The sequence below is a fragment of the Amycolatopsis alba DSM 44262 genome, assembly GCF_000384215.1.
In the GTDB taxonomy this organism is placed as follows: domain Bacteria; phylum Actinomycetota; class Actinomycetes; order Mycobacteriales; family Pseudonocardiaceae; genus Amycolatopsis; species Amycolatopsis alba.
On record NZ_KB913032.1, the window covers coordinates 1,174,947 to 1,195,313 of the forward strand.

The window sequence follows — 20,367 nt, forward strand, 5'->3', positions numbered from 1 at the left end:
GAACGTACTGGCGAACTACCGCCGCATGAAAGGCGGCACGTCGACCTCGTCGTCCGACGGGTCGTCGTGCACCGGGGTGGCCCGGCTGGGCAGGCTGCCGTGGGTCGAGTTCGACCCGATCGGCGAGTAGCCGCGCGAACCGCCGCCGGACTGCGGGAGCCCGCCGGTCAGCGAGCCGTTGCCCTCGTTGCGGGCGGGCATCGGCGAGTGCGTGCGCGGCGGCGCGACCGGGTAGCCGTTCGACCCGGTCGACGGAACCGGCGTGGCACCCGAAGGCGGGCCTTGCACCGGTGTCGCCCCGCCGCCGTTGACCTGGCCCGCCTGGGCGGACGCGGTCGAGTTCGAGCGGGAACCGAACGTCGACGGGTCGAGCTTCTTGTGGGTCGGCGTGCCGGCGTCGAAACCGGCCGCGATCACGGTGACCCGGACCTCGTCGCCGAGCGAGTCGTCGATGATCGTCCCGAAGATGATGTTGGCGTCGGGGTGCGCGGATTCCTGCACCAGCGACGCGGCCTCGTTGATCTCGAACAGGCCGAGGTCGGACCCGCCCGCGATCGACAGCAGCGCGCCGTGCGCCCCGTCCATCGACGCTTCCAGCAGCGGCGAGTTGATCGCCTTCTCCGCCGCCTGGATCGCCCGGCCCTCACCGCGCGCCGAGCCGATGCCCATCAGCGCGGAGCCCGCGCCGGACATGACGCTCTTGACGTCGGCGAAGTCCAGGTTGATCAGACCCGGCGTGGTGATCAGATCGGTGATGCCCTGGACACCCGAAAGCAGGACCTCGTCGGCCGAGCGGAACGCGTCCATCAGCGAGACACCGATGTCGCCCAGCTGCAGCAGCCGGTCGTTCGGGATGACGATGAGGGTGTCGCACTCGTTGCGCAGCTGCTGGATGCCGTCTTCGGCCTGCTTGCTGCGGCGCTTGCCCTCGAAGGTGAACGGGCGGGTGACGACGCCGATGGTCAGCGCGCCGAGCTTCCGCGCGATCTGGGCGACGACGGGCGCGCCACCGGTGCCGGTGCCACCGCCCTCACCCGCGGTCACGAACACCATGTCGGCGCCCTTGATGACCTCTTCGATCTCTTCGCGGTGGTCCTCGGCGGCCTTCTGCCCCACCTCGGGGGCGGCGCCGGCACCGAGGCCGCGAGTCAGTTCCCGGCCGATGTCGAGCTTGACGTCGGCGTCGGACATGAGCAGTGCCTGAGCGTCGGTGTTCACCGCGATGAACTCGACGCCCTTGAGGCCGACCTCGATCATGCGGTTGACGGCGTTCACTCCGCCGCCGCCGATACCGACGACCTTGATCACCGCAAGGTAGTTGTGCGGGGGCGTCATCGGGGCCGCCTTCCTGATCGTGTGTGCCCGTGCTGCCCGCCGGTCGCTGGGCCTGTGCCGAACCCTCGAGCTGAAGTTCAGATTGAGAGTTATGTCAACTGCCGACGTTGAAGCAGGACGGTATGCACCAGGCAGGCTCGAATCCAGTAGCCACGCCGTGTGTCGCAAAGGTGTTTTGCCACAACATGTTCCCCGGCGCAAGAGTTGGCCCCGGAGAAAGCGCCGGACGGCGGCCTGGTACAAGCGGAGATCAGGTGGGCATCGACATGACCATGACGACGTCTTTCGACGGCGATCCGGTCGGTGATCCGCCCGCCTGTTCGACGCTGAGCGCGAACTTCTCGGCGCCGCCGAGACCCTCGGCGACCAGCAGCGCACCGTCCTGACCACCGGAAATGAGCCCGGCGGGCTTGGGCGCCGTACCCGGATACATCAGCCAGGCCTGGTACGTCCGGCCCGGATCGTTCTTCGGCAGCTGAGCCGCCATGAAGACGAGCCTGTCCTTCGCGCGCGACATCATCACGGTCCCGCCGCCCCCGGCGGAGGTTTCGGCGTGCCCGGTGCGGAGATCCTCGGCCGAAAGGACGTCGGCGACCGGCGTGTACCGGTCCGCGTACTGCGCGGCCCGTTCCCTCGCGGCGGTCAGCTGCGCGTGGTTGTCGTAGGCGATGCCGCCGAACACGGCGGTGCCCGCCAGCCCGACGACGGCCGCCGCGACGGCGGCGATCGCCCAGCCCGGCGCACGACGGCGGTCCTTGACGCGTTCTCCGGACGCGAAGCGCGTCTTCGGCGGCAGCTGCCTGGTCGCCATCGTCTCCGCGAGCACCCGGCGCTTGAGTTCGGGCGGCGGGTCCTCGGCCATCGCGGCGCCGAGCCGGGTCGCGGTCATCTGCAGTTCGAGGACCTCTTGAGCGCACGAAGCGCACTCCCCGAGGTGCCGCTGGAACTGGGCACGCTCCACTTCGGACAGCGCGTCGACGGCGTACGCCCCGGTGAGCGTGTGCATTTCGGGCATGGTCATGCCGTCACCCCCAAACAGTCCCGGAGCCTGATCAGGCCGTCCCGGAGACGGGTCTTGATGGTCCCGTGCGGGGTCTGCAGTACCTCTGAGACCTCGCGGTAGGTATAGCCCTGGTAGTAGGCGAGCAGCACGGATTCCCGTTGCAGCTCGGTGAGACTGGTCAGGCAGCGGCGCACCTGCGAACGTTCCCAGCGGGCCGCGACGGCCTCGGCCACCTCGTCGAAGGGCCTCGCGCGGGCGGCCTCGAAGGTCGCCTTGACCTCGCGTTCCGAACTGGCCCGTGCCGAGCGGACACGGTCGACGGCACGGCGGTGCGCGAGCGTCATGGCCCAGTTCAGCGCGCTCCCCCGCTCCGGGGAGTAGCGCGTGGCCGTGCGCCACAACTCCACCATGACCTCCTGAGTGACCTCTTCGGATTGTGCGGCGTCGCGGAGGATCCGCCGCACCAGGCCGAGGATCGGACCGGCGAGCCGGTCGTACAAAGCGTCGAAGGCCCGCTCGTCCCCCTTCGCGACCCGCACGAGCAGGTCCTCGGCCGTCGGGCCCGCCGGTTCGCCGTCCGGTGCGGGGACGGGCGCCATCCGGCGCGGACGTGCCGATTCATCCATCAAGTCTGCCTCCGGCCGTCTGCGGCGTCCGCGGGGTCATCGGCGCCTTCTTCACCCACAGTTTGACCCCGTGCCGCCGGATCAGCGCGGACACCCGGTGCGGCATGAGCGGGCGGGTGATCAGCAGATGCGCCAGCCACTTGACGGTCGCGGGCCGCCGCACCCCGCGCAGCGACGCCGTCAGCGGTGTCGTCCCGCCCTGGCGGAGGGCGATCTTGACCGAGAGCAGCGACTCCGGCTTCGGTACCTCCATCCGGTACTCGCCGTCCATCGACTGGAACGGTGAGACGTAGAACTCCTTGTCCGCGAAGGCGTTCCCGTCCGCGTCGGGACGCAGGAGATACGCGTGCCTGCCGCGGTAGGTGTTGTGGACCTCGGCGACGACGCATTCGAGTTCGCCGTCGGGCCGGTGGCACCAGTAGAGGGTGATCGGGTTGAAGTTGTGGCCGAGCATCCGCGCGCCGGCGAGCATCAGCACCCGGCCGCCCTCCAGGTCTACGCCGCGTGCGGCGAGCCAGCGGTCCAATTTGGACCGGATGCTGGAGGTGTCCTCGGGCGCGAAGTGGTCTCGCGGGTCGAAGCGGGCGAAGGGGCGCAGCCACCAAGGCAGCTTCGGTGGTGCATCGAGGTCGATGAACCACAGATAGACGCGGTGGGCGAACGAGATCGGCGGATCGTTGCGCCGGACATGCGCCACCGTGGAGTCGTAGAGCACAGCCATGACGGTCACCATCGCACTCCGAAGTTCTCGGCCGCGCGGACCCCGGACGCGCAGCCGTCCTCGTGGAATCCCCAGCCGTGATAGGCACCCGCGAAGGCGACCACGTCGTCGTTGAGTTCGGGCAGGCGACGCTGGGCGGCCACGGATTCCGGGGTGTAGACGGGGTGTTCGTAGGTCATCTTGGCCAGCACCGAATCGTCGCCGGGAGCGCTGCCGGGGTTCAGCGTGACGACGTAGCCGGTCGGCTCGTCGAGCCGCATCAGGCGGTTCATGTCGTAGGAGACCTGGACCGCGCCCGCGTTCGCGCCGCAGGCCGGGGTGGCGTAGTTCCAGCCCGCCCGCGCCGATTCCGCCGTCGGGAGCACGCCGGTGTCGGTGTGCAGCCACGCCTCGTTGCTGGAATACCGGAACGAGCCGAGGATCTCGCTCTCGGCCTCGGTCGGCGCCGCGAGCAGCTTCAGCGCCTGGTCTGCGTGCGTGGCCAGGACGACCTTGTCGAGCCGGTGCCGGGTGTCGGCGTCGTCGCGGACCTCGATCCCCCGCCCGGTGCGCTTGACCGAGCGGACCGGCGTCGACAGGTGAACGGCGGTCAGCTGCTTCGCGGCCAGGTCGACGTACTCGCGGGAGCCGCCGACGACGGTGCGCCATTTCGGCGACCCGCCGACCGACAGCATCCCGTGGTTGCGCAGGAACTCGAACAGGTAGCGCGCGGGGTACTGGAGCGTGTCGTTCCGGTCGGCCGACCAGACGGTCGAGACCACCGGGAGCATGAAGTGGTCGACGAAGTACTTCGTGTACCCGCCGATCGCGAGGAACGCGCTGAGGGTGACGTCCCCGGCCTCGGGCGATTCGAGGACGCGCTTCGCGTGCTTGTGGAAGCGCTTGACGTCGGCGAGCATCCGCAGATAACGCCCGCGGGCGAGGTTGCGCGGCTGGGCGAACAGGCCCTTCAGCCCCTTGGCACCGGCGTACTGGAGGCCGCAGCCGTCACAGCGGATGCTCATGGACATCTCGGTGTCGCGGGTGGCGACGCCCAGCTCGGCGAACAGGCGGAGCAGGTTCGGATAGGTCCGCTCGTTGTGCACGATGAACCCCGAGTCGACGCCGACGGTGCCGCCGTGCGCGCTCGGGACGTCGTGGGTGTGCGCGTGCCCGCCCAGCCTGTCGTCGGCTTCGAACAGCAGTACTTCATAGCGGCGTTGCAGCAGGTAGGCGGCCGTGAGGCCGGCCACGCCGCTGCCGATGACTCCGATGCGTAGACCCTTGTTGTGCACGAAAGGGATTCGGAACAGGGGCCGGGCCGGATTGGACCGGGTGAACCGGGGCATCGTCCGACCCATCCTTTTCCTGTCCGGGGTCGAATGACGACTATGCCCAACAGTCCCGCGTCCCGCCTAGTGCCGTTCGTCGAGCGGCTCCTCGGTGGCTCCCTGCCGGTCGGTCTCCGTACCTGGGACGGCGTACGCGCCGGTCCGCCGGATGCCCCGACCGTGGTCCTCCGCAACCGACGCGCCCTGCGCCGTCTCCTCTACTCCCCCGGTGAATTGGGCCTGGCCAGGGCCTATGTCTCAGGTGATCTCGACGTCGAGGGCGACCTCGCCGACGGATTCCGGCGGATCTGGGCGCTGAGCCGCTCGGGTGCCGCGCGCGGCGCGAAACTCGGTCCGCGCGAGTGGGCCGAGGCTGCGCGGATCGCGGTGAGCCTCGGTGTCGTCGGGCCGCCGCCCAAGCCGCCCGCCGAGGAGGCCAGGCTGTCCGGGAAGCTGCACACCCTGCTCCGCGACAAGTCCGCGATCGCGCACCACTACGACCTCGGCAACGCCTTCTACCAGCTGCTGATGGACGAATCGATGGCCTATTCGTCGGCGTACTGGACGTCCGAGGAGGACGGCTACGACCTCGAACAGGCCCAGTGGGACAAACTCGAACTGATCTGCCGCAAGCTCGGACTGCGGCCGGGGATGCGGCTGCTCGACGTCGGCTGCGGCTGGGGCTCGCTCCTGGTGCACGCGGCGAAGCACCACGGCGTCGAGGCCGTCGGCATCACACTCTCGGCGGAACAGCTGCAGCACATCCGCGGCCGCCTCGCCCAGCACGACCTGGAGGACCGCGTCGAGGTCCGTCGCCAGGACTATCGCGAGCTGACGGACGAGCCGTTCGACGCGGTCGCCACCATCGAGATGGGCGAGCACGTCGGCGAGGAGAACTACCCCGAGTACACGCGGACCCTGTTCTGCATGCTCAAGCCCACCGGACGGCTGGTGCTCCAGCAGATGTCCCGCGGCGCGGTGGCACCGGGCGGCGGCGCGTTCATCGAGCGCTACATCGCCCCCGACATGACGATGCGGCCACTGAGCCGCACGCTCGGGCACCTGGAGACCGCCGGTTTCGAGATCCGCGACGTCCACGCGCTTCGCGAGCACTACGTGCGTACGGTCCGGGCATGGGAGAAAACGCTCGAGAGCAACTGGGACGACGTCGTGGCGCTGATCGGTGAATCCGGCGCGCGGGTCTGGCGGCTCTACCTGGTCGGCGGCGCGCTCGCGTTCGAAGAGAACCGGATGGGCGTGGACCAGATCCTCGCGGTCCGTTCCTCGGACGAAGGCTTGAGTGCGCTGCCCGCCACCAGGGAGTGGTCCTGATGTCCCTCGGAGGGACCCTCGCGGTCACGGCGGGCGCGACGCTCGCGGCCTTCGTCGTCACCTTCGGCATCGCGCGGTGGCGCAAGCGGTACGACACCGTCGACACGCTCTGGGGGCCGGGCTTCGCGCTCGTCGCGGTGGTCGCGGCCCCGCTCGGGGACGGGTCCGTGGCGCTGCGCGTGGTCACCGCGCTGCTGACCGCGGTCTGGGGTGTGCGCCTCGGCGTCCACCTCCACCTGCGCAACCACAAGCTGCCCGAAGACCCGCGCTACGTGCGGATGGCGGAGAACGCCGGCCCGAATCCGGCGCTCAAGCTGTTCGTCCGCGTCTACCTGGTCCAGGCGGTGGTGCTCTGGTTCGTCTCGCTGCCGGTCCAGTTCGCGATGTACGGCGGCTCCTTCGGCGTGACGGCGTGGCTCGGCGTCGCGGTATGGCTGGTCGGCTTCGGGTTCGAGACGATCGGCGACGACCAGCTGCGCCGCTTCAAGGCCGACCCGGACAACAAGGGGAAGGTCCTCGACAGCGGGCTGTGGCGCTACACCCGGCATCCCAACTACTTCGGGGACGCGTGCGTGTGGTGGGGCCTGTACCTGCTGGCGTGTTCGAGCTGGGTGGGGGCGGCGACGATCCTGTCACCGATCGCGATGACCTACACGCTGGCCAAGGGCACCGGAAAACCTTTGCTGGAAAAGGGTTTGCAGCGGTCCCGGCCGGGATACGCGACGTACGTCGAGCGGACCAGCGGGTTCTTCCCGCTGCCCCCTCGCCGCCGACGTGTTTCCTGAGGTCGGCAGGCCAGGTGAGAAACGCGCGCGCGTTTCTTGTCGGCCGAAGGCCTCGGATTTGCGGAGGCGGGCCGCCGACAAGGCTGAGTGAGTGACCACTCGTGCCGCGGCCCGGCTACGGAAATCCGACAGCGCGCTCGGAGAGACACTGCCCCCTCGCAAGCTCACTCCCCGGTGAGACCGTCGGTCAGTTCGCGCAACAGGTCGAGGTGGCCGGCGTGCCTGCCGGTCTCCTCGATCATGTGCGCGACCACGAACCGGACGTTGACCTCGCGATCGCCGCGGAAGGGGACCTTGTCGTCCAGGCTCATCCCGGCGACGATCTCGCGGCTCCGCTCGCACTCGGCCTCGTAGGCGGCGATCAGCTGCTCGACCGGGGTCTGCATGGCGACCCGGAACTCGGCGTCGGGATCGGCTTCGAGAGCCTCCTTCCAGACGTCCTCCTGCCCGTTGAGCACCACGTTGAACCAGTACTGCTCGACCAGGGTCAGATGCCCGAGCAGACCGGCGACGGTGGTCAGCTCACTGGGCACGAACGGCCGCCGGGCCTGCTCGTCGGTGAGGCCGGAGCACTTCCACACCACGGTGGCGCGGAGAAAATCGAGAAAGCCGTTCAGCTGGGTGCGCTCGTCGCCGGTGAGCGGCGGTTCGGGACGCTTCGGTTCGTCGGTCATGGTCGTGCAGTCTGCCGGTTTCCTCCGATGATCCGCCAACGAGATCCCGCGCGGGGCCCTCTCCACCATCTGCCGCAGAGCCGTGGTCCATGTCCGAACGTGATCCCATCGTTCGAGTGAAACCAGTGGTAGTTAGCGCCCCGGAAACATGACGACCACCCGCCCGTCATGTCAGGCTGGTGCAGTTGTGCCCTAGCCGGAGCGTCAAGGAAAGGCAGATGATGTCAGGCCTGCAGCTGAGCGCACTCGATGTCGCTTTCCTTTGCCTGGAAAGCGAAACGACGCCCATGCACATGGGCGCGGTGGTCACCTTCCGCCCGCGCGGGCAGGTGCACGCGCGCAAGCTGACCGCGCTGCTCGCCGAACGGGCCGCGCGACTGGAGAAGCTGCGTCAGCGCCCTCGCACCGCGCTGTTCCCGCCCGGCGCCGCCATCTGGGCCGAGGACCCGGATTTCGTTGCCAGTGAACATATTTCACATCACCACCTGAGCTCCCTGTACGAACCGGACCCACTCTCCGCCTACGCTTCGCGGTGGATGGGACGGCCGCTTGACACCGGAAAGCCCTTGTGGGACTTGCATCTCGTCACCGGCCTGCCGGACGGGGAGTTCGCGTTGCTGCTGAAACTGCACCACGCCCTCACCGACGGGGCGGGCGCGTACGCCGTCGCCGTCGGCCTGCTCGACGGGCTTCCGCGGGTGACGAAGCGCGGGCGCGGCGGCGCCGAACCACCGGCCCCACGCTCCCCTGTGGACGCTGTCAGGGACGCCCTCGGCACCACCCTGGCCCAGGCCGGGGCATCGGCCGGGATCGCGTCTTCCGTCGTCCGCGCTACCCGTTCGCCGCTGTCCCCGATCAGCGCGCCGCCGTCGACGGAACGACGACTCGGCTTCGTCCGGCTGGACACCGGCGAGCTCCGGCGGATCCGCCGGGCCCACGGCGGTACCGCCAACGACGTCGTGCTGGCGATCCTCAGCGGTGCCCTGCGCGAATGGATGATCAACCGCGGCCAGCGCGCCGACGACCGGACTCTGCGCGCGCTCATCCCGGTGAGCATGCGCGGACGGTCCGCCGAGCAACTGGGCGGCAACAAGCTGTCCGGTTATCTCTGCGACCTGCCGGTCGGCCTCGACGATCCGGTGGAACGGCTACTGGCCGTCCAGCGTGAGATGAGCCGGAACAAGGCAGCGGGCCCCAGCCGGGGCGCCGGCGCGTTCCCGCTGCTCGCCGACCGGATGCCGCCGATGCTGCACCGGCTCGGTTCGAAGGCCGCCGGGCTCGCCGCGCCGCTGCTGTTCGACCTCGTGGTGACCACGGTGCCGGTGCCGCCCAACCGGCTCAGCCTCGACGGGACGAAGATCGAGGGCGTGTACCCGTTCGTGCCGCTGGCGCCGCGGCAGGCGATCGGGATCGCGGTGGCGACCTACCGCGACTCCGTCCACATCGGACTTCAGGCGAACGGGGCGGCGGTCTCGGATGTGGGCTCGCTGCGGGACGGCGTGCTCAAGTCGGCCGCGAGGCTGCTGGACACCGCTTAGCGCGTGACGTGAAGGACCCCCTTCATGTACTTGGGGCCTGGGTGGCGCTGGCGCTGACGCGATGCGTCGCGAAAGCCACTTTCGGGACGTCCGGTGTCGCGAAAGCCACTTTCGGGACGTCTTGGGGTCTGGGTCTGCGGCGTTGCGAAAGCCACTTTCGCAACGTTGAAGGTTGTGAAAGCCACTTTCGCAACGTCTTGGGGTCTGGCCGGGCGCCAGGGCGGACGCAGGCGTTGCGAAGGCCCCCTTCGCAACGGGCCGGGCGCGGTCCGGTGGCCGGCGGTGTTGCGAAAGCCACTTTCGCAACGCTGATGGTTGCGAAAGTGGCTTTCGCAACATCCCGAGCCCAACCGAAGGCCTGCCCTGGACGCAGCGAAGGGGCCCTTCAACGCAAATTTCGCGTTGAAAGGCCCCTTCACCGCGTTCGAGGAACCCGGATCAGCCGCGCAGCATCTCCGCGACCAGGAAAGCCAGTTCCAGCGACTGCTGCGTGTTCAGGCGCGGGTCGCAAGCGGTCTCGTACCGGCCCGAAAGGTCCAGGTCCGAGATCTCCTGCGCGCCGCCGAGGCATTCGGTGACGTCTTCGCCGGTGAGCTCGACGTGGATACCGCCGGGGTAGGTGCCGAGCTTGCGGTGCACCTCGAAGAAGCCCTGCACCTCGTCCACGATCCGGTCGAAGTGCCGGGTCTTGTACCCGGTCGACGCTTCGTGGGTGTTGCCGTGCATCGGGTCGCACTGCCAGATGACCTTGTGCCCGGACGCCTCGACCTTCTCGACGATCCCTGGCAGCACCTCGCGGACCTTGCCGTTGCCCATCCGGGCGATCAGCGTCAGGCGGCCGGGCTCGTTGCGCGGGTCGAGCCGCCGGACGTACTCGACGGCCTGCTCGGGCGTGGTCGTCGGGCCGATCTTGAGGCCGATCGGGTTGGCCAGCAGTTCCGCGAAGGCGATGTGCGCGCCGTCGAGCTGCCGGGTCCGTTCGCCCACCCAGAGGAAGTGCGAGGACAGGTTGTACAGCTTGGGGTTCGCCGCGTCCGCACGGTCCATCCGCAGCATGGAGCGCTCGTAGTCCAGGAGCAGCGCCTCGTGGCTGGCGAAGATCTCGGTGGACTGGAGCGAGGTGTCGGTGACGCCGCAGGCCGACATGAACCGCAGGCCGCGGTCGATCTCGGCGGCGAGGGCCTCGTAGCGCTCGCTGGCGGGCGAGGACTTCACGAAGTCCTTGTTCCAGTCGTGCACCTGGTGCAGGTCCGCCATGCCGGCGCCGGTGAGCGCGCGGACGAGGTTCATCGCGGCGCCCGCGTTGGCGTAGGCGCGGATCATCCGGCCGGGGTCGGGCACGCGGAGTTCGGGCTTGGCGACGAGCGAGTTGATGATGTCGCCGCGGTACACGGGCAGCCCGAGCGCGTCGGTGGACGCCGAACGCGGCTTCGCGTACTGGCCCGCGATCCGGCCGACCTTCACCACCGGGAGGCTCGCGCCGTAGGTGAGGACGACGGCCATCTGCAGCAGGGTGCGCAGGTTGGCGCGGATGTGCGGCTCGGTGTTCGACTCGAACGTCTCCGCGCAGTCACCACCCTGCAGCAGGAACGCCTCGCCGCGGGCGACCATGGCGAGCCTGTCGGAGAGCCTGTCGATCTCGGCCGGGACGGTGATCGGCGGCACGCTTTCCAGCACGCCGCGGACCCGCTTCGTCAGCTCGGCGTCCGGCCAGTCGGGCTGCTGCGCGGCGGGCCGGGAAAGCGCGTCGTCGAGCCTTTCGCGAAGCCCAGGAGGCAGAGGAGGCAGTTCGGGGAGCGTGTCGACGGGAACGTCCACTGTCCAGTTCACAGGCACCAGGATATGCCGAGTGGAAAGCCGCCCGCCCACCGGGACAAAAGTCCCAAACGGTGGACGGGCGGCGCGCTGATCAGGCGGCCTGCGCCTTGTTGTAGAGGTTCTGCGCGTCCGTGCCGAAATACGGGCCGAACATGTAGCCCGGCAGGAAGTTGTAGCCGAAGCTGTTCACCGAGGCCTGGACGCCGGCGCCGGTCGCCTCGCTGAAGTTGAGGAACCACGGGCCGCCGCTCGAACCACCGGTCATGTTGCAGTTCATCCCGTGGTCCTTCGTGAGCAGGAAGTCGGTGAACGTGCTCCCGCTGCAGTAGATCAGCTTCGTGCCGTCGTACGGCGCCGCCGCCGGGTACCCGAACGTGTACATCGACTGGTTGCGTGCCTGGTTGAACGCGATGCCCTGCGCGCCGACGACGTCGGTCAGCTTCTGCCCGTTGAGCGGGTTGACCACGGCCGCGCCGACGTCGTAGTTCATGTCCTCGCTCGCTTCCCACTGCGGAGTGGTCAGCGTGCCCTTCGCGGCCCAGGTGCCGTAGGGGGTGTTGCCATTGTCGTAACCGGGCGCGAAGGTCCAGTTGGTGTGCCAGGCCCCTTGGTACTTCACGCAGTGCCCGGCGGTGATGACGACGCTGCCGTTCGCGCTGGTGACCGCGTCACCGGAGCACGACGCGTTCCGCCCGCCCATGGTGAAGAACACGCGGCCGGCGGTCTGCACGACCTTGCCCGCCCCCGTCCACGCGCCGCCGCCGTTGGGATTGCTCTGGATGATCGCGCTCTGCCCCTTCGCGACATCTTTCGGCGTGAAGGCGGGCGCCTTGACCAGCTGCTCGATCGGCACCGCCGACCGCATCCGCTCGGGCGTCCAGTAGGCGGCGACGGCCTTCGCGTCGACCGCCGCTTCACGGTGGGCCGGTGCGGCTTGAGCGGGACTCGCGACCGCTGTCAGCGCTGTCACCGCCAGCCCCACGAGCGCCGCCAGGATCCCCGTCCGGGAAGCCGTCCTCTTCATGGCGTACCACCTTTCGCCACCGGTGAATTGCCGTATGACTTGCACAACAGTTCGAAAGTATTTGTCCCGCTACCGTGCGTACAAGCGGCCGTTCGGCCGCATCCTCGGCCGGGTATGAGCCATTCGGCCCATACGGGCGAATCGGCGGTAGATTCACCGGTGTGCATGGTCTCGCCCGGCTCGGTACGAACGTTCTGGCGCTGTGGATCTGGATTCCCCTACTGCCGATCGCGGTCACCTGGGGAGCCTCCTGGCCCGCCGGCTGGGGGCCGCTGTCCGCCTTGGCCGTGGCGGCGCTCCTGACACTCGCGGTGTGGTCGCTGTTCAAGGCCTTCGGCTTCGGGATCGCGCCGCACACCACGACCGTGTCCGGCGCGATCGTCGTGCTGACGTTCACCTTCGGACCGCTGATGCACCTCGGCTGGCTCCTCGTCGCCGGGGTGTGCTGGTCGCTCGTCGCCCGGCGCGAACGCACCTACCCCGAAGCCGCCGCCGGGGTCCTGCTGGGGATCCTGGTCGGCGGCCTCGGTTACTGGCTGACGATGATCGTCATCTACTTCGCCAGGTGAGCCGGGCAGTGGGAATCGGCGGCCGGGAGGGCACCGTCCCGCAGGTACCGCACGACGAAGTCGTTGCCGCAGGCGTTCTCCTTGGTGAAAACGCCGTGCCCGCCGGCGTCGACCGTGACGAACTTGGCCCGCCCGCCCAGCGCCGAACGCAGTTCACGAGCACCGGACAGCGGCGTCGACGGATCGCGGAGGTTCTGCACCAGCAGGATGTTCGCCGGTCCGCGATCGGTGATCCGCACCGGGGGTTCGCGGCGCTCCACCGGCCAGAACGCGCACGGGGTGATGTTCGCGGCGGCTGGACCGAACATCGGATGCGTCACGCGGGCGCGTTCGACCGCCTTTTGGTAGTAGCGCACGCTTTCCGGCCAGTCGGAGTCGTTGCACAGCACCTGGAGCTGCAAGGCGGCGTGATTGTCGTTGTCGAGCGGTCCGCCCTGCGCCTTGACCGTCGGAGAGGCCCAGTTCTCGGCGAGACCGGGGAAGTTCGCGTCGTCGTACAGCGCGCCCCAGGTGTCGATACGGATTCCCTGGCCACGCTTTTCGGCCAGTTCGAAGAACTTCGCCGTCACCTCGGCCGGTGTCCGCCCGAGGTGGTAGAGGTCGTCCCGCGCCGCCGCCCACGCCGTGAAATCGCCGAAGCGGTCGTCGAAACCGTCCGCGATCCGCTGGTGCGCCCGGACATCCAGCCCGCCGGGACCCAAGAGGCTGTCCAGCACGATCCGGTCCGTCTTCGCCGGGAACATCGACGCGTAGGAAGCGCCGAGATAGCTCCCGTACGAGACACCGTAGTAGGAGATCTTCCGCTCCCCCAGCGCCTCGCGGATCCGGTCCAGGTCGCGCGCGGTGTTGGCGGTGGTCATCTGCGGCAGGAGATCCGCGGTCTTCGACTCGGCACACTTCCTCGCCACCACCCTGGACTTCGCCGCCTTCTCGGTGACGTCACGCGGGCCTTCGGCGTACGGGCCGGTGAGGATGTACCGCTGTTCCTCGGTCAGGTCACAGGTCACCGGTGTGCTGTAGGTGGTCCCGCGCGGGTCGAAACCGATGACGTCGTAGCTTTCGAGCAGGCCGCTGTTCCCCTGGCGCTGCGCGAGCTGGGCGGGCATCGCCAGGCCGGGGCTCCCAGGGCCACCGGGGTTCATCAGCAGCACGCCGCGACGCTTCGGCGAGGTGCTCGCCTTGCGGGACACGGTGAGTTCGATGGTCCGGCCGCCGGGGTCCGCGTAGTCCAGCGGCACCTGGAGTGTCGCGCATTCGAGGCCCGCGGTCGGCGAGGGCGTCATGCCGTAATCCGGGCAGGGAGACGTCCACTTGAGCGCCGGAGCTGCTTCGGCGGTCGCTGGAAGCGCCGCGGCCAGTGGCAGGAAAGCCAGTATTGCCAGCGTTTTTCTCATGCGCCGAGCTTGGCGCGGCCATCGGCCCTACCGCGTCGTCCCGGAGGCTGATCCCCGCCCTCCACCTTGGGCAGGACGGAACGCGCCGACCACGCTGTCGGCGCGCGCCGGGATCAGACGACGGCGAGCGGGAGCGCCGTCGGGTGCACGGGAGCGGGCAGGTCCGAAGCACCGGTGAGATAGGCGTCCACCGCGCTCGCCACCGAGCGTCCCTCGGCGATCGCCCACACCACCAGCGAGGCGCCGCGATGCGCGTCGCCGCAGACGAACACGCCGGGCGAGGAGGTCTGCCAGTCCGAGCCGCACGAAAGCGTGCCGCGTTTGGTCAGCGACAGCCCGAGCCCGTCCAGCAGCGGCATGTGCTCGACACCTTCGAACCCGATCGCGAACAGCACGAGACCGGCGGGCAGTTCCTCGACCTCGTCGTTGACCGGGATGACCTCCCGCCGTCCGGTTTCCGGATCCTTCTGGACCCGCACCTGCTGCACTTCAACGGCGCGCACGTTTCCGTTCTCGTCGCCGACGAAACGCTTCACCGCGACGGCGAACTTGCGCTCGCCCGCCTCCTCGTGCGCCGGGTAGGTGCGCAAAATGTACGGCCAGGTCGGCCACGGTGACCGCTCGTCGTCTCTTGTGGACGGTGGCGTCGGGTACTGGTCCAGCTGCGTCACCGAAAGCGCGCCCTGCCGGGTCGCGGTGCCGTAGGAGTCGGCCCCGGTGTCACCGCCGCCGATGATGACGACGTGCTTGCCCGCCGCGTCGACCGGCGACGGCCCGTCGCCCTCGACGTACTTGTTGGCCGGGACCAGATGTTCCATCGCCAGGTGGATCCCGGACAGCTCACGACCCGGCGTGGTCGTGTCGTCCCGGCCGCGCAGCGCGCCCACGGCGAGCACCACCGCGTCGTGACCGGCCCGAAGGTCCTCGACGGTCAGATCGACGCCGACCTCGCAGCCGGTGACGAACTTCGTGCCCTCCTTGCGGAGTTGCGCGAGCCGCCGGTCGAGGACCTTCTTCTCCATCTTGAACTCGGGGATGCCGTACCGCAGCAGGCCACCGAGCCGGTCGTCCCGCTCGTAGACGGTCACTTCGTGGCCGGCGCGGGTCAGCTGCTGCGCGGCGGCGAGCCCGGCCGGGCCGGAGCCGACGACCGCGACCCGCTGCCCCGACGACACCGCCGAGATCTGCGGCTGCACGTAGCCCGCTTCCCAGGACTGGTCGGCGATCGTCTGCTCGACCCGCTTGATCGAGACCGGTCCGCCGGACAACGGCGAGATCGACAGCACGCAGCCCGCCTCGCACGGCGCGGGGCACAGCTTCCCGGTGAACTCGGGGAAGTTGTTGGTCGCGTGGAGCCGGTCGCTCGCCGCGGCCCAGTCGCCGCGGCGCACCAGGTCGTTCCACTCCGGGATCAGGTTGCCCAGCGGGCAGCCGGAACCACCGGAGTGACAGAACGGGATACCGCAGTCCATGCACCGCGAAGCCTGCTTGCGCACCTTTTCGTTGCGCTCGGCGGGTTCCACGTCGGCGTACACCTCGCCCCACGTGGCGAGTCGGTCCTCTTTGGACTTCTTATTCGGCTCTTCGCGTTCGTACTTGAGGAAACCCGTCGGATCAGCCACGAGCGGCCTCCATGATCGCTTCGTCGACGTCGCGGCCCGCGGCGCGCGCCGCCTTCGCCGCGTCAAGGACACGCTGGTAGTCGCGGGGCATCACCTTGGTGAACGCCGCCGAGCGACGCGGCCAGTCGCCGAGCAGCGATGCGGCCACGGCCGAACGTGTGAGGTCGTAGTGCTTCTGCACGGTCTTCTTGAGCCAGGCGAGGTCGTCGGAGGACGGCGCCTGAAGGTTCACCATCTCCTCGTTGACCTTGCCACGGTCGAGGTCGAGCACGTAGGCCTCGCCGCCGGACATACCCGCCGCGAGGTTGCGCCCGGTAGGGCCGAGCACCACGGCCTGGCCGCCGGTCATGTACTCGAAGGCGTGGTCGCCGACGCCCTCGGCGACGACGACCGCACCGGAGTTGCGCACGCAGAAGCGTTCACCGACCTGGCCGCGCAGGAACATCTCGCCGCCGGTGGCACCGTAGGCGAGAGTGTTCCCGGCGATGGTCTGGCCTTCCGCGGCGAACTTCGCGTCCGGATGCGGGCGCACGACGATCCGCCCGCCCGAAAGGCCCTTGCCGACGTAGTCGTTCGCGTCGCCGACCATGTCGAGCGTGATGCCGCGCGGCAGGAACGCGCCGAGCGACTGACCGGCGGAACCGGTCAGCAGCACATGGATCGTGTCCTCGGGCAGGCCCTCGCCGCCGTAGCGGCGGGTGATCTCGGAACCCAGCAGCGTGCCGACGGTCCGGTTCACGTTCCGCACCGGCAGTTCCAGCCGGACCGGATGCGCGTCCTCCAGCGCCGCCTCGGCGAGCTGGATCAGCGTGCGGTCGAGCGCGTGCTCCAGGCCGTGGTCCTGTGTCCGCGTGCGCCGCTTCGCCCCGCCGTAGGGGGTCTCGGCTGGCATCTCGAAGATCGGCGAGAGGTCGAGCCCGGAGGCCTTCCAGTGCTCGATCGCCTCGTCGGTGTTCAGCATCCCGGCGTGCCCGATGGCCTCGTCGAGCGTGCGGAAACCGAGTGCCGCCAACGTTTCCCGGACCTCTTCGGCGACGAACCGGAAGTAGTTCACGACGTGGTCGGCCTGGCCGGTGTACCGCTTGCGCAGATCCGGGCTCTGGGTCGCGATGCCGACCGGGCAGGTGTCGAGGTGGCAGACGCGCATCATGACGCAGCCCTCGACGATCAGCGGCGCCGTCGCGAAGCCGTACTCCTCCGCGCCGAGCAGCGCGGCGATGACGACGTCGCGGCCGGTCTTCATCGCGCCGTCGACCTGCACGGTGATCCGGTCACGCAAACCGTTGAGCAGCAACGTCTGCTGCGTTTCGGCGAGGCCGATCTCCCACGGCGTCCCCGCGTGCTTGAGCGAGTTCATCGGGGAGGCGCCGGTGCCGCCGTCGTGCCCGGAGATCAGCACGACGTCGGCGTGCGCCTTGGACACCCCCGCCGCGACCGTGCCGACGCCGAGCGAGGACACCAGCTTCACGTGGATGCGGGCGTTTTCGTTGGCGTTCTTGAGGTCGTGGATCAGCTGGGCAAGATCCTCGATCGAGTAGATGTCGTGATGCGGCGGCGGCGAGATGAGCCCGACGCCCGGCGTCGAGTGCCGCGTGCGGGCGATCCACGGGTACACCTTGTTCGGCGGCAGCTGCCCGCCCTCGCCCGGCTTCGCGCCCTGCGCCATCTTGATCTGGATGTCGTCGGCGTTGACCAGGTACTCGCTGGTGACGCCGAACCGGCCGCTCGCGACCTGCTTGATCGCGCTGCGCCGCTCCGGGTCGTAGAGGCGTTCGGGGTCTTCCCCGCCCTCGCCGGTGTTGGACCGGCCACCGATGCGGTTCATCGCGATGGCCATCGTTTCGTGCGCCTCGGCCGAAATCGAGCCGTAGGACATCGCGCCGGTGTTGAACCGCTTGAAGATCGCCTCGACGGGCTCGACCTCGTCCAGCGGGACGGGCTCGCGCGTGCCCTCGCGGAAGGAGAACAGCCCGCGCAGCGCGCCACCCTGGCGGTACAGGCGGTGCACCTCGTCGGAGTACTGCTTGTACACCTCTTCGCGGCCGGTCTTCGTCGCGTGCTGCAACAGGAAGACGGTCTCCGGGGTGAACAGGTGCAGTTCGCCCTCGCGGCGGTACGCGTATTCGCCCCCGGTCTCGAGTCCGCGGTGGACCCGGTCGGTCGGGTTGTCCGGGTACGCGCGGCGGTGCCGCGTGGCGACCTCTTCGGCGAGCACGCTCAGCCCGACTCCGCCGAGCTTCGACGACGTCCCGGTGAAGTACTCGTCGAGCAGATCCTGGGCCAGGCCGAAGGATTCGAAGACCTGCGCCGCGGTGTACGCGCCGACGGTCGAGATGCCCATCTTCGACATGATCTTCAGGACGCCCTTCACGAGCGCCTTGACGTAGCTGCGGATCGCCGTGGCGGGTTCGATCCCGGTGATCGCGCCGGTCGAGATCATGTCCTCGATGGTCTCGAAGGCCAGATACGGGTTCACCGCCGCGGCGCCGTAGCCGAGCAGCAGCGCGATGTGGTGGACCTCGCGGGCGTCACCGGTCTCGACGACCAGCGCGACGCGGAGCCTTTCCTTGGTGCGCACCAGATGGTGGTGCACCGAGGACACCAGCAGCAGCGACGGGATCGGCGCCATGCGGTGGTCGGAGTCGCGGTCGGACAGCACGAGCGTGCGCGCGCCAGCCGCGATCGCCTCGGAGGCCTCGCGCCGGACCCGTTCGATCGCGGACGCCAGCGCGTCGGCACCTCCGTCCACTTCGTACAGTCCGGAAAGGACACTGCACGCGAAGCCGGGGAGGTCGCCGTCGTCGTTGATGTGGATCAGCTTGGCGAGTTCGTCGTTGTCGATCACCGGATACGGCAGCTGCACGTGGCGGCAGGAGGCCGGCCCCGGAGCGAGCAGGTTCCGCTCGGGTCCCATGATCCGGCTCATCGAGGTGACGAGCTCTTCGCGGATCGCGTCCAGCGGCGGGTTGGTGACCTGCGCGAAGTTCTGCTTGAAGTAGTCGTAGAGCAGCCGCGAACGCTTCGACAGCACCGCGGGCGGGGTGTCCGAGCCCATCGAGCCGATCGGCTCCATGCCCTTGACCACCATCGGCGCGAGGAGGATCTTCAGCTCTTCTTCGGTGTAGCCGAAGGAAAGCTGGCGCCGCAGCACGGAATCGTGGCTCTGCACGATGTGGTCGCGGTCCGGGAGGTCGGCGATCTGCAGCAGACCGGCGTGCAGCCAGCCCTCGTACGGGAGTTCCTTCGCCAGCTCGGACTTGACCTCTTCGTCGTCGACGATCCGGCCTGCTTCGGTGTCCACCAGGAACATACGGCCGGGCTTGAGGCGGCCCTTGGCGACGACGTCCGCGGGGGCGACGTCGAGGACACCGGCCTCACTGGCCAGCACGACACGGTCGTCGGCGGTGCGCCACCAGCGGGCGGGGCGCAGGCCGTTGCGGTCCAGCACCGCGCCGACGAGCGTGCCGTCGGTGAAGGTGACACAGGCCGGGCCGTCCCACGGCTCCATGAGGCTGGCATGGAACTGGTAGAACGCACGACGCTGTGCGTCCATCCCGGCGTGGTTCTCCCACGCTTCGGGGATCATCATCAGCACCGCGTGCGGCAGCGACCGCCCGCCGAGGTGCAGCAGCTCCAGTACCTCGTCGAACGAGGCGGAGTCCGACGCGTCGGCCGAGCAGATCGGGTACAGCCGGGTGAGGTCGCCGGGGATGAGGTCCGATTCGAGCAGCGCCTCACGGGCGCGCATGCGGTTGCGGTTGCCCCGGATGGTGTTGATCTCGCCGTTGTGCGCGACGAACCGGAACGGATGCGCCAGCGGCCACGACGGGAAGGTGTTGGTGGAGAACCGGGAGTGCACGAGCGCGATGGCGCTGGTGAGCCGGGTGTCGGTCAGGTCGGTGAAGAAGAGCGGGAGCTGCTCGGGGGTCAGCATTCCCTTGTAGACGATGGTCCGCGAGGACAGCGACGGGAAGTAGGTGCCGCAGCCCGCGGTCACGCTTTCGTTCTCGACACGTTTGCGGAGACAGAAGGCCAGGCGGTCCAGTTCGAGCCCGCCGGGACATCGCCCGCCGGTCTCCGCGCCCGCGACGAACAGCATCGCGAAATGCGGCATCACCGAACGCGCCGTCGGGCCGATGTCGGCGCGATCGGCGTCGACCGGGACCTCACGCCAGCCGAGGACGTCGAGGCCCTCTTCGACGGCGATCCGCTCGATCAGGGCGATGGCCTTGTTCCGCTCCTCGATGTCCGAGGGCAGGAAACCGATCCCGGTCGCGTAGGTCTGCTGACCTGCGGCGTCCGCCGCGGGCAGGGTGAACTCCACTTCCGCCCGCAGCAGCTCGTCGGGGAGCTGCACCAGGATGCCCGCACCGTCGCCGCTGGTCGGCTCCGCTCCGGCGGCACCGCGGTGGTCGAGGTTCGTCAGCGCGGACAGACCGTCGGTGACGATGCCGTGCGAACGCCGCCCGCGGACGTCGGCCACCATGGCCACACCGCAGGAGTCCTGTTCGGATTCGGGGTCGTAAAGCCCCTGTTTGCCTGGAATGGCGGAGAAGATCATGAAGGGACCTCCTTCGTCGTCGTGCTCAGCGGCCGGACGGGCCGGCCGGGGGATG

15 protein-coding genes are annotated in these 20,367 nt (G+C 69.2%); 4 read left to right on the forward strand and 11 right to left on the reverse strand.

Features of this window, described 5'->3' with window-relative positions; all coding sequences use genetic code 11:
• Positions 1-15 precede the first annotated feature (15 nt).
• The 5 genes from ftsZ to AMYAL_RS0105380 form a co-directional block, all read right to left on the reverse strand.
• The gene (gene ftsZ / locus AMYAL_RS0105360) at positions 16-1,335 is read right to left on the reverse strand and encodes a cell division protein FtsZ (RefSeq protein WP_020630285.1); all 1,320 of its coding nucleotides are present in this window, start codon (positions 1,333-1,335) and stop codon (positions 16-18) included.
• Between the two features lie 250 nt (positions 1,336-1,585).
• Positions 1,586-2,356, reverse strand: a complete 771-nt coding sequence (locus tag AMYAL_RS0105365) for an anti-sigma factor (protein ID WP_020630286.1) — start codon at positions 2,354-2,356, stop codon at positions 1,586-1,588.
• Positions 2,353-2,964, reverse strand: a complete 612-nt coding sequence (gene sigK / locus AMYAL_RS0105370) for an ECF RNA polymerase sigma factor SigK (RefSeq protein ID WP_026466765.1) — start codon at positions 2,962-2,964, stop codon at positions 2,353-2,355. The genes AMYAL_RS0105365 and sigK overlap by 4 nt, the downstream gene beginning before the upstream one ends.
• Positions 2,957-3,697: a DUF1365 domain-containing protein gene (locus AMYAL_RS0105375; RefSeq protein ID WP_020630288.1), complete on the reverse strand. Its 741-nt coding sequence runs from the start codon at positions 3,695-3,697 to the stop codon at positions 2,957-2,959. Before AMYAL_RS0105375 ends, sigK begins: the two co-directional genes overlap by 8 nt.
• Positions 3,691-5,013: an NAD(P)/FAD-dependent oxidoreductase gene (locus AMYAL_RS0105380; protein ID WP_245192805.1), complete on the reverse strand. Its 1,323-nt coding sequence runs from the start codon at positions 5,011-5,013 to the stop codon at positions 3,691-3,693. The genes AMYAL_RS0105375 and AMYAL_RS0105380 overlap by 7 nt, the downstream gene beginning before the upstream one ends.
• A 42-nt stretch (positions 5,014-5,055) precedes the next feature.
• Here AMYAL_RS0105380 and AMYAL_RS0105385 point away from each other — a divergent pair, with 42 nt between their 5' ends.
• Both AMYAL_RS0105385 and AMYAL_RS0105390 read left to right on the forward strand, forming a co-directional pair.
• Positions 5,056-6,327 (forward strand): SAM-dependent methyltransferase, encoded by a 1,272-nt coding sequence (locus AMYAL_RS0105385; RefSeq protein WP_026466767.1) that lies wholly within the window; start codon positions 5,056-5,058, stop codon positions 6,325-6,327.
• Entirely contained in the window at positions 6,327-7,112 is a 786-nt protein-coding gene (locus AMYAL_RS0105390; RefSeq protein ID WP_026466768.1) for a DUF1295 domain-containing protein, read from the forward strand. Before AMYAL_RS0105385 ends, AMYAL_RS0105390 begins: the two co-directional genes overlap by 1 nt.
• 164 nt (positions 7,113-7,276) lie before the next feature.
• On the opposite strand, the gene AMYAL_RS0105395 is transcribed toward AMYAL_RS0105390, so the two are convergent.
• The gene (locus AMYAL_RS0105395) at positions 7,277-7,786 is read right to left on the reverse strand and encodes a DinB family protein (RefSeq protein WP_020630292.1); all 510 of its coding nucleotides are present in this window, start codon (positions 7,784-7,786) and stop codon (positions 7,277-7,279) included.
• A 218-nt stretch (positions 7,787-8,004) separates the two neighbouring features.
• Here AMYAL_RS0105395 and AMYAL_RS0105400 point away from each other — a divergent pair, with 218 nt between their 5' ends.
• Positions 8,005-9,324, forward strand: coding sequence for a wax ester/triacylglycerol synthase family O-acyltransferase (locus AMYAL_RS0105400; RefSeq protein ID WP_020630293.1), 1,320 nt, complete (start codon positions 8,005-8,007; stop codon positions 9,322-9,324).
• A gap of 438 nt (positions 9,325-9,762) precedes the next feature.
• On the opposite strand, the gene AMYAL_RS0105405 is transcribed toward AMYAL_RS0105400, so the two are convergent.
• On the reverse strand, positions 9,763-11,154 hold the full coding sequence (locus tag AMYAL_RS0105405; RefSeq protein ID WP_026466770.1) for a class II 3-deoxy-7-phosphoheptulonate synthase: 1,392 nt from the start codon (positions 11,152-11,154) through the stop codon (positions 9,763-9,765).
• 79 nt (positions 11,155-11,233) lie between these two features.
• Positions 11,234-12,166 carry a trypsin-like serine peptidase gene (locus tag AMYAL_RS0105410; protein ID WP_020630295.1) on the reverse strand — a complete coding sequence of 311 codons (933 nt, stop codon included), beginning with the start codon at positions 12,164-12,166 and terminating at the stop codon, positions 11,234-11,236.
• Between the two features lie 161 nt (positions 12,167-12,327).
• On the opposite strand from AMYAL_RS0105410, the gene AMYAL_RS0105415 reads away from it, so the two are divergent.
• On the forward strand, positions 12,328-12,735 hold the full coding sequence (locus AMYAL_RS0105415; RefSeq protein ID WP_020630296.1) for a hypothetical protein: 408 nt from the start codon (positions 12,328-12,330) through the stop codon (positions 12,733-12,735).
• On the opposite strand, the gene AMYAL_RS0105420 is transcribed toward AMYAL_RS0105415, so the two are convergent.
• From AMYAL_RS0105420 to gltB, 3 genes are all read right to left on the reverse strand, one after another.
• The gene (locus tag AMYAL_RS0105420; protein WP_026466771.1) at positions 12,720-14,129 is read right to left on the reverse strand and encodes an alpha/beta hydrolase; all 1,410 of its coding nucleotides are present in this window, start codon (positions 14,127-14,129) and stop codon (positions 12,720-12,722) included. The genes AMYAL_RS0105415 and AMYAL_RS0105420 overlap by 16 nt on opposite strands.
• Before the next feature lie 113 nt (positions 14,130-14,242).
• Entirely contained in the window at positions 14,243-15,751 is a 1,509-nt protein-coding gene (locus AMYAL_RS0105425; RefSeq protein ID WP_020630298.1) for a glutamate synthase subunit beta, read from the reverse strand.
• Positions 15,744-20,312, reverse strand: a complete 4,569-nt coding sequence (gene gltB / locus AMYAL_RS0105430; RefSeq protein WP_020630299.1) for a glutamate synthase large subunit — start codon at positions 20,310-20,312, stop codon at positions 15,744-15,746. Before gltB ends, AMYAL_RS0105425 begins: the two co-directional genes overlap by 8 nt.
• Positions 20,313-20,367: the final 55 nt, after the last annotated feature.

Excerpts from the sequence above, each read along its gene's own strand:
- AMYAL_RS0105365 (WP_020630286.1), bottom strand. The coding sequence starts at position 2,356 with ATGACCATGCCCGAAATGCACACGCTCACCGGGGCGTACGCCGTCGAC.
- gltB (WP_020630299.1), bottom strand. The coding sequence starts at position 20,312 with ATGATCTTCTCCGCCATTCCAGGCAAACAGGGGCTTTACGACCCCGAA.
- AMYAL_RS0105400 (WP_020630293.1), top strand. The coding sequence starts at position 8,005 with ATGATGTCAGGCCTGCAGCTGAGCGCACTCGATGTCGCTTTCCTTTGC.
- AMYAL_RS0105410 (WP_020630295.1), bottom strand. The coding sequence starts at position 12,166 with ATGAAGAGGACGGCTTCCCGGACGGGGATCCTGGCGGCGCTCGTGGGG.
- AMYAL_RS0105375 (WP_020630288.1), bottom strand. The coding sequence starts at position 3,697 with ATGGTGACCGTCATGGCTGTGCTCTACGACTCCACGGTGGCGCATGTC.
- AMYAL_RS0105385 (WP_026466767.1), top strand. The coding sequence starts at position 5,056 with ATGCCCAACAGTCCCGCGTCCCGCCTAGTGCCGTTCGTCGAGCGGCTC.
- ftsZ (WP_020630285.1), bottom strand. The coding sequence starts at position 1,335 with ATGACGCCCCCGCACAACTACCTTGCGGTGATCAAGGTCGTCGGTATC.
- AMYAL_RS0105420 (WP_026466771.1), bottom strand. The coding sequence starts at position 14,129 with ATGAGAAAAACGCTGGCAATACTGGCTTTCCTGCCACTGGCCGCGGCG.
- AMYAL_RS0105390 (WP_026466768.1), top strand. The coding sequence starts at position 6,327 with ATGTCCCTCGGAGGGACCCTCGCGGTCACGGCGGGCGCGACGCTCGCG.
- AMYAL_RS0105395 (WP_020630292.1), bottom strand. The coding sequence starts at position 7,786 with ATGACCGACGAACCGAAGCGTCCCGAACCGCCGCTCACCGGCGACGAG.
- sigK (WP_026466765.1), bottom strand. The coding sequence starts at position 2,964 with ATGGATGAATCGGCACGTCCGCGCCGGATGGCGCCCGTCCCCGCACCG.
- AMYAL_RS0105380 (WP_245192805.1), bottom strand. The coding sequence starts at position 5,013 with ATGCCCCGGTTCACCCGGTCCAATCCGGCCCGGCCCCTGTTCCGAATC.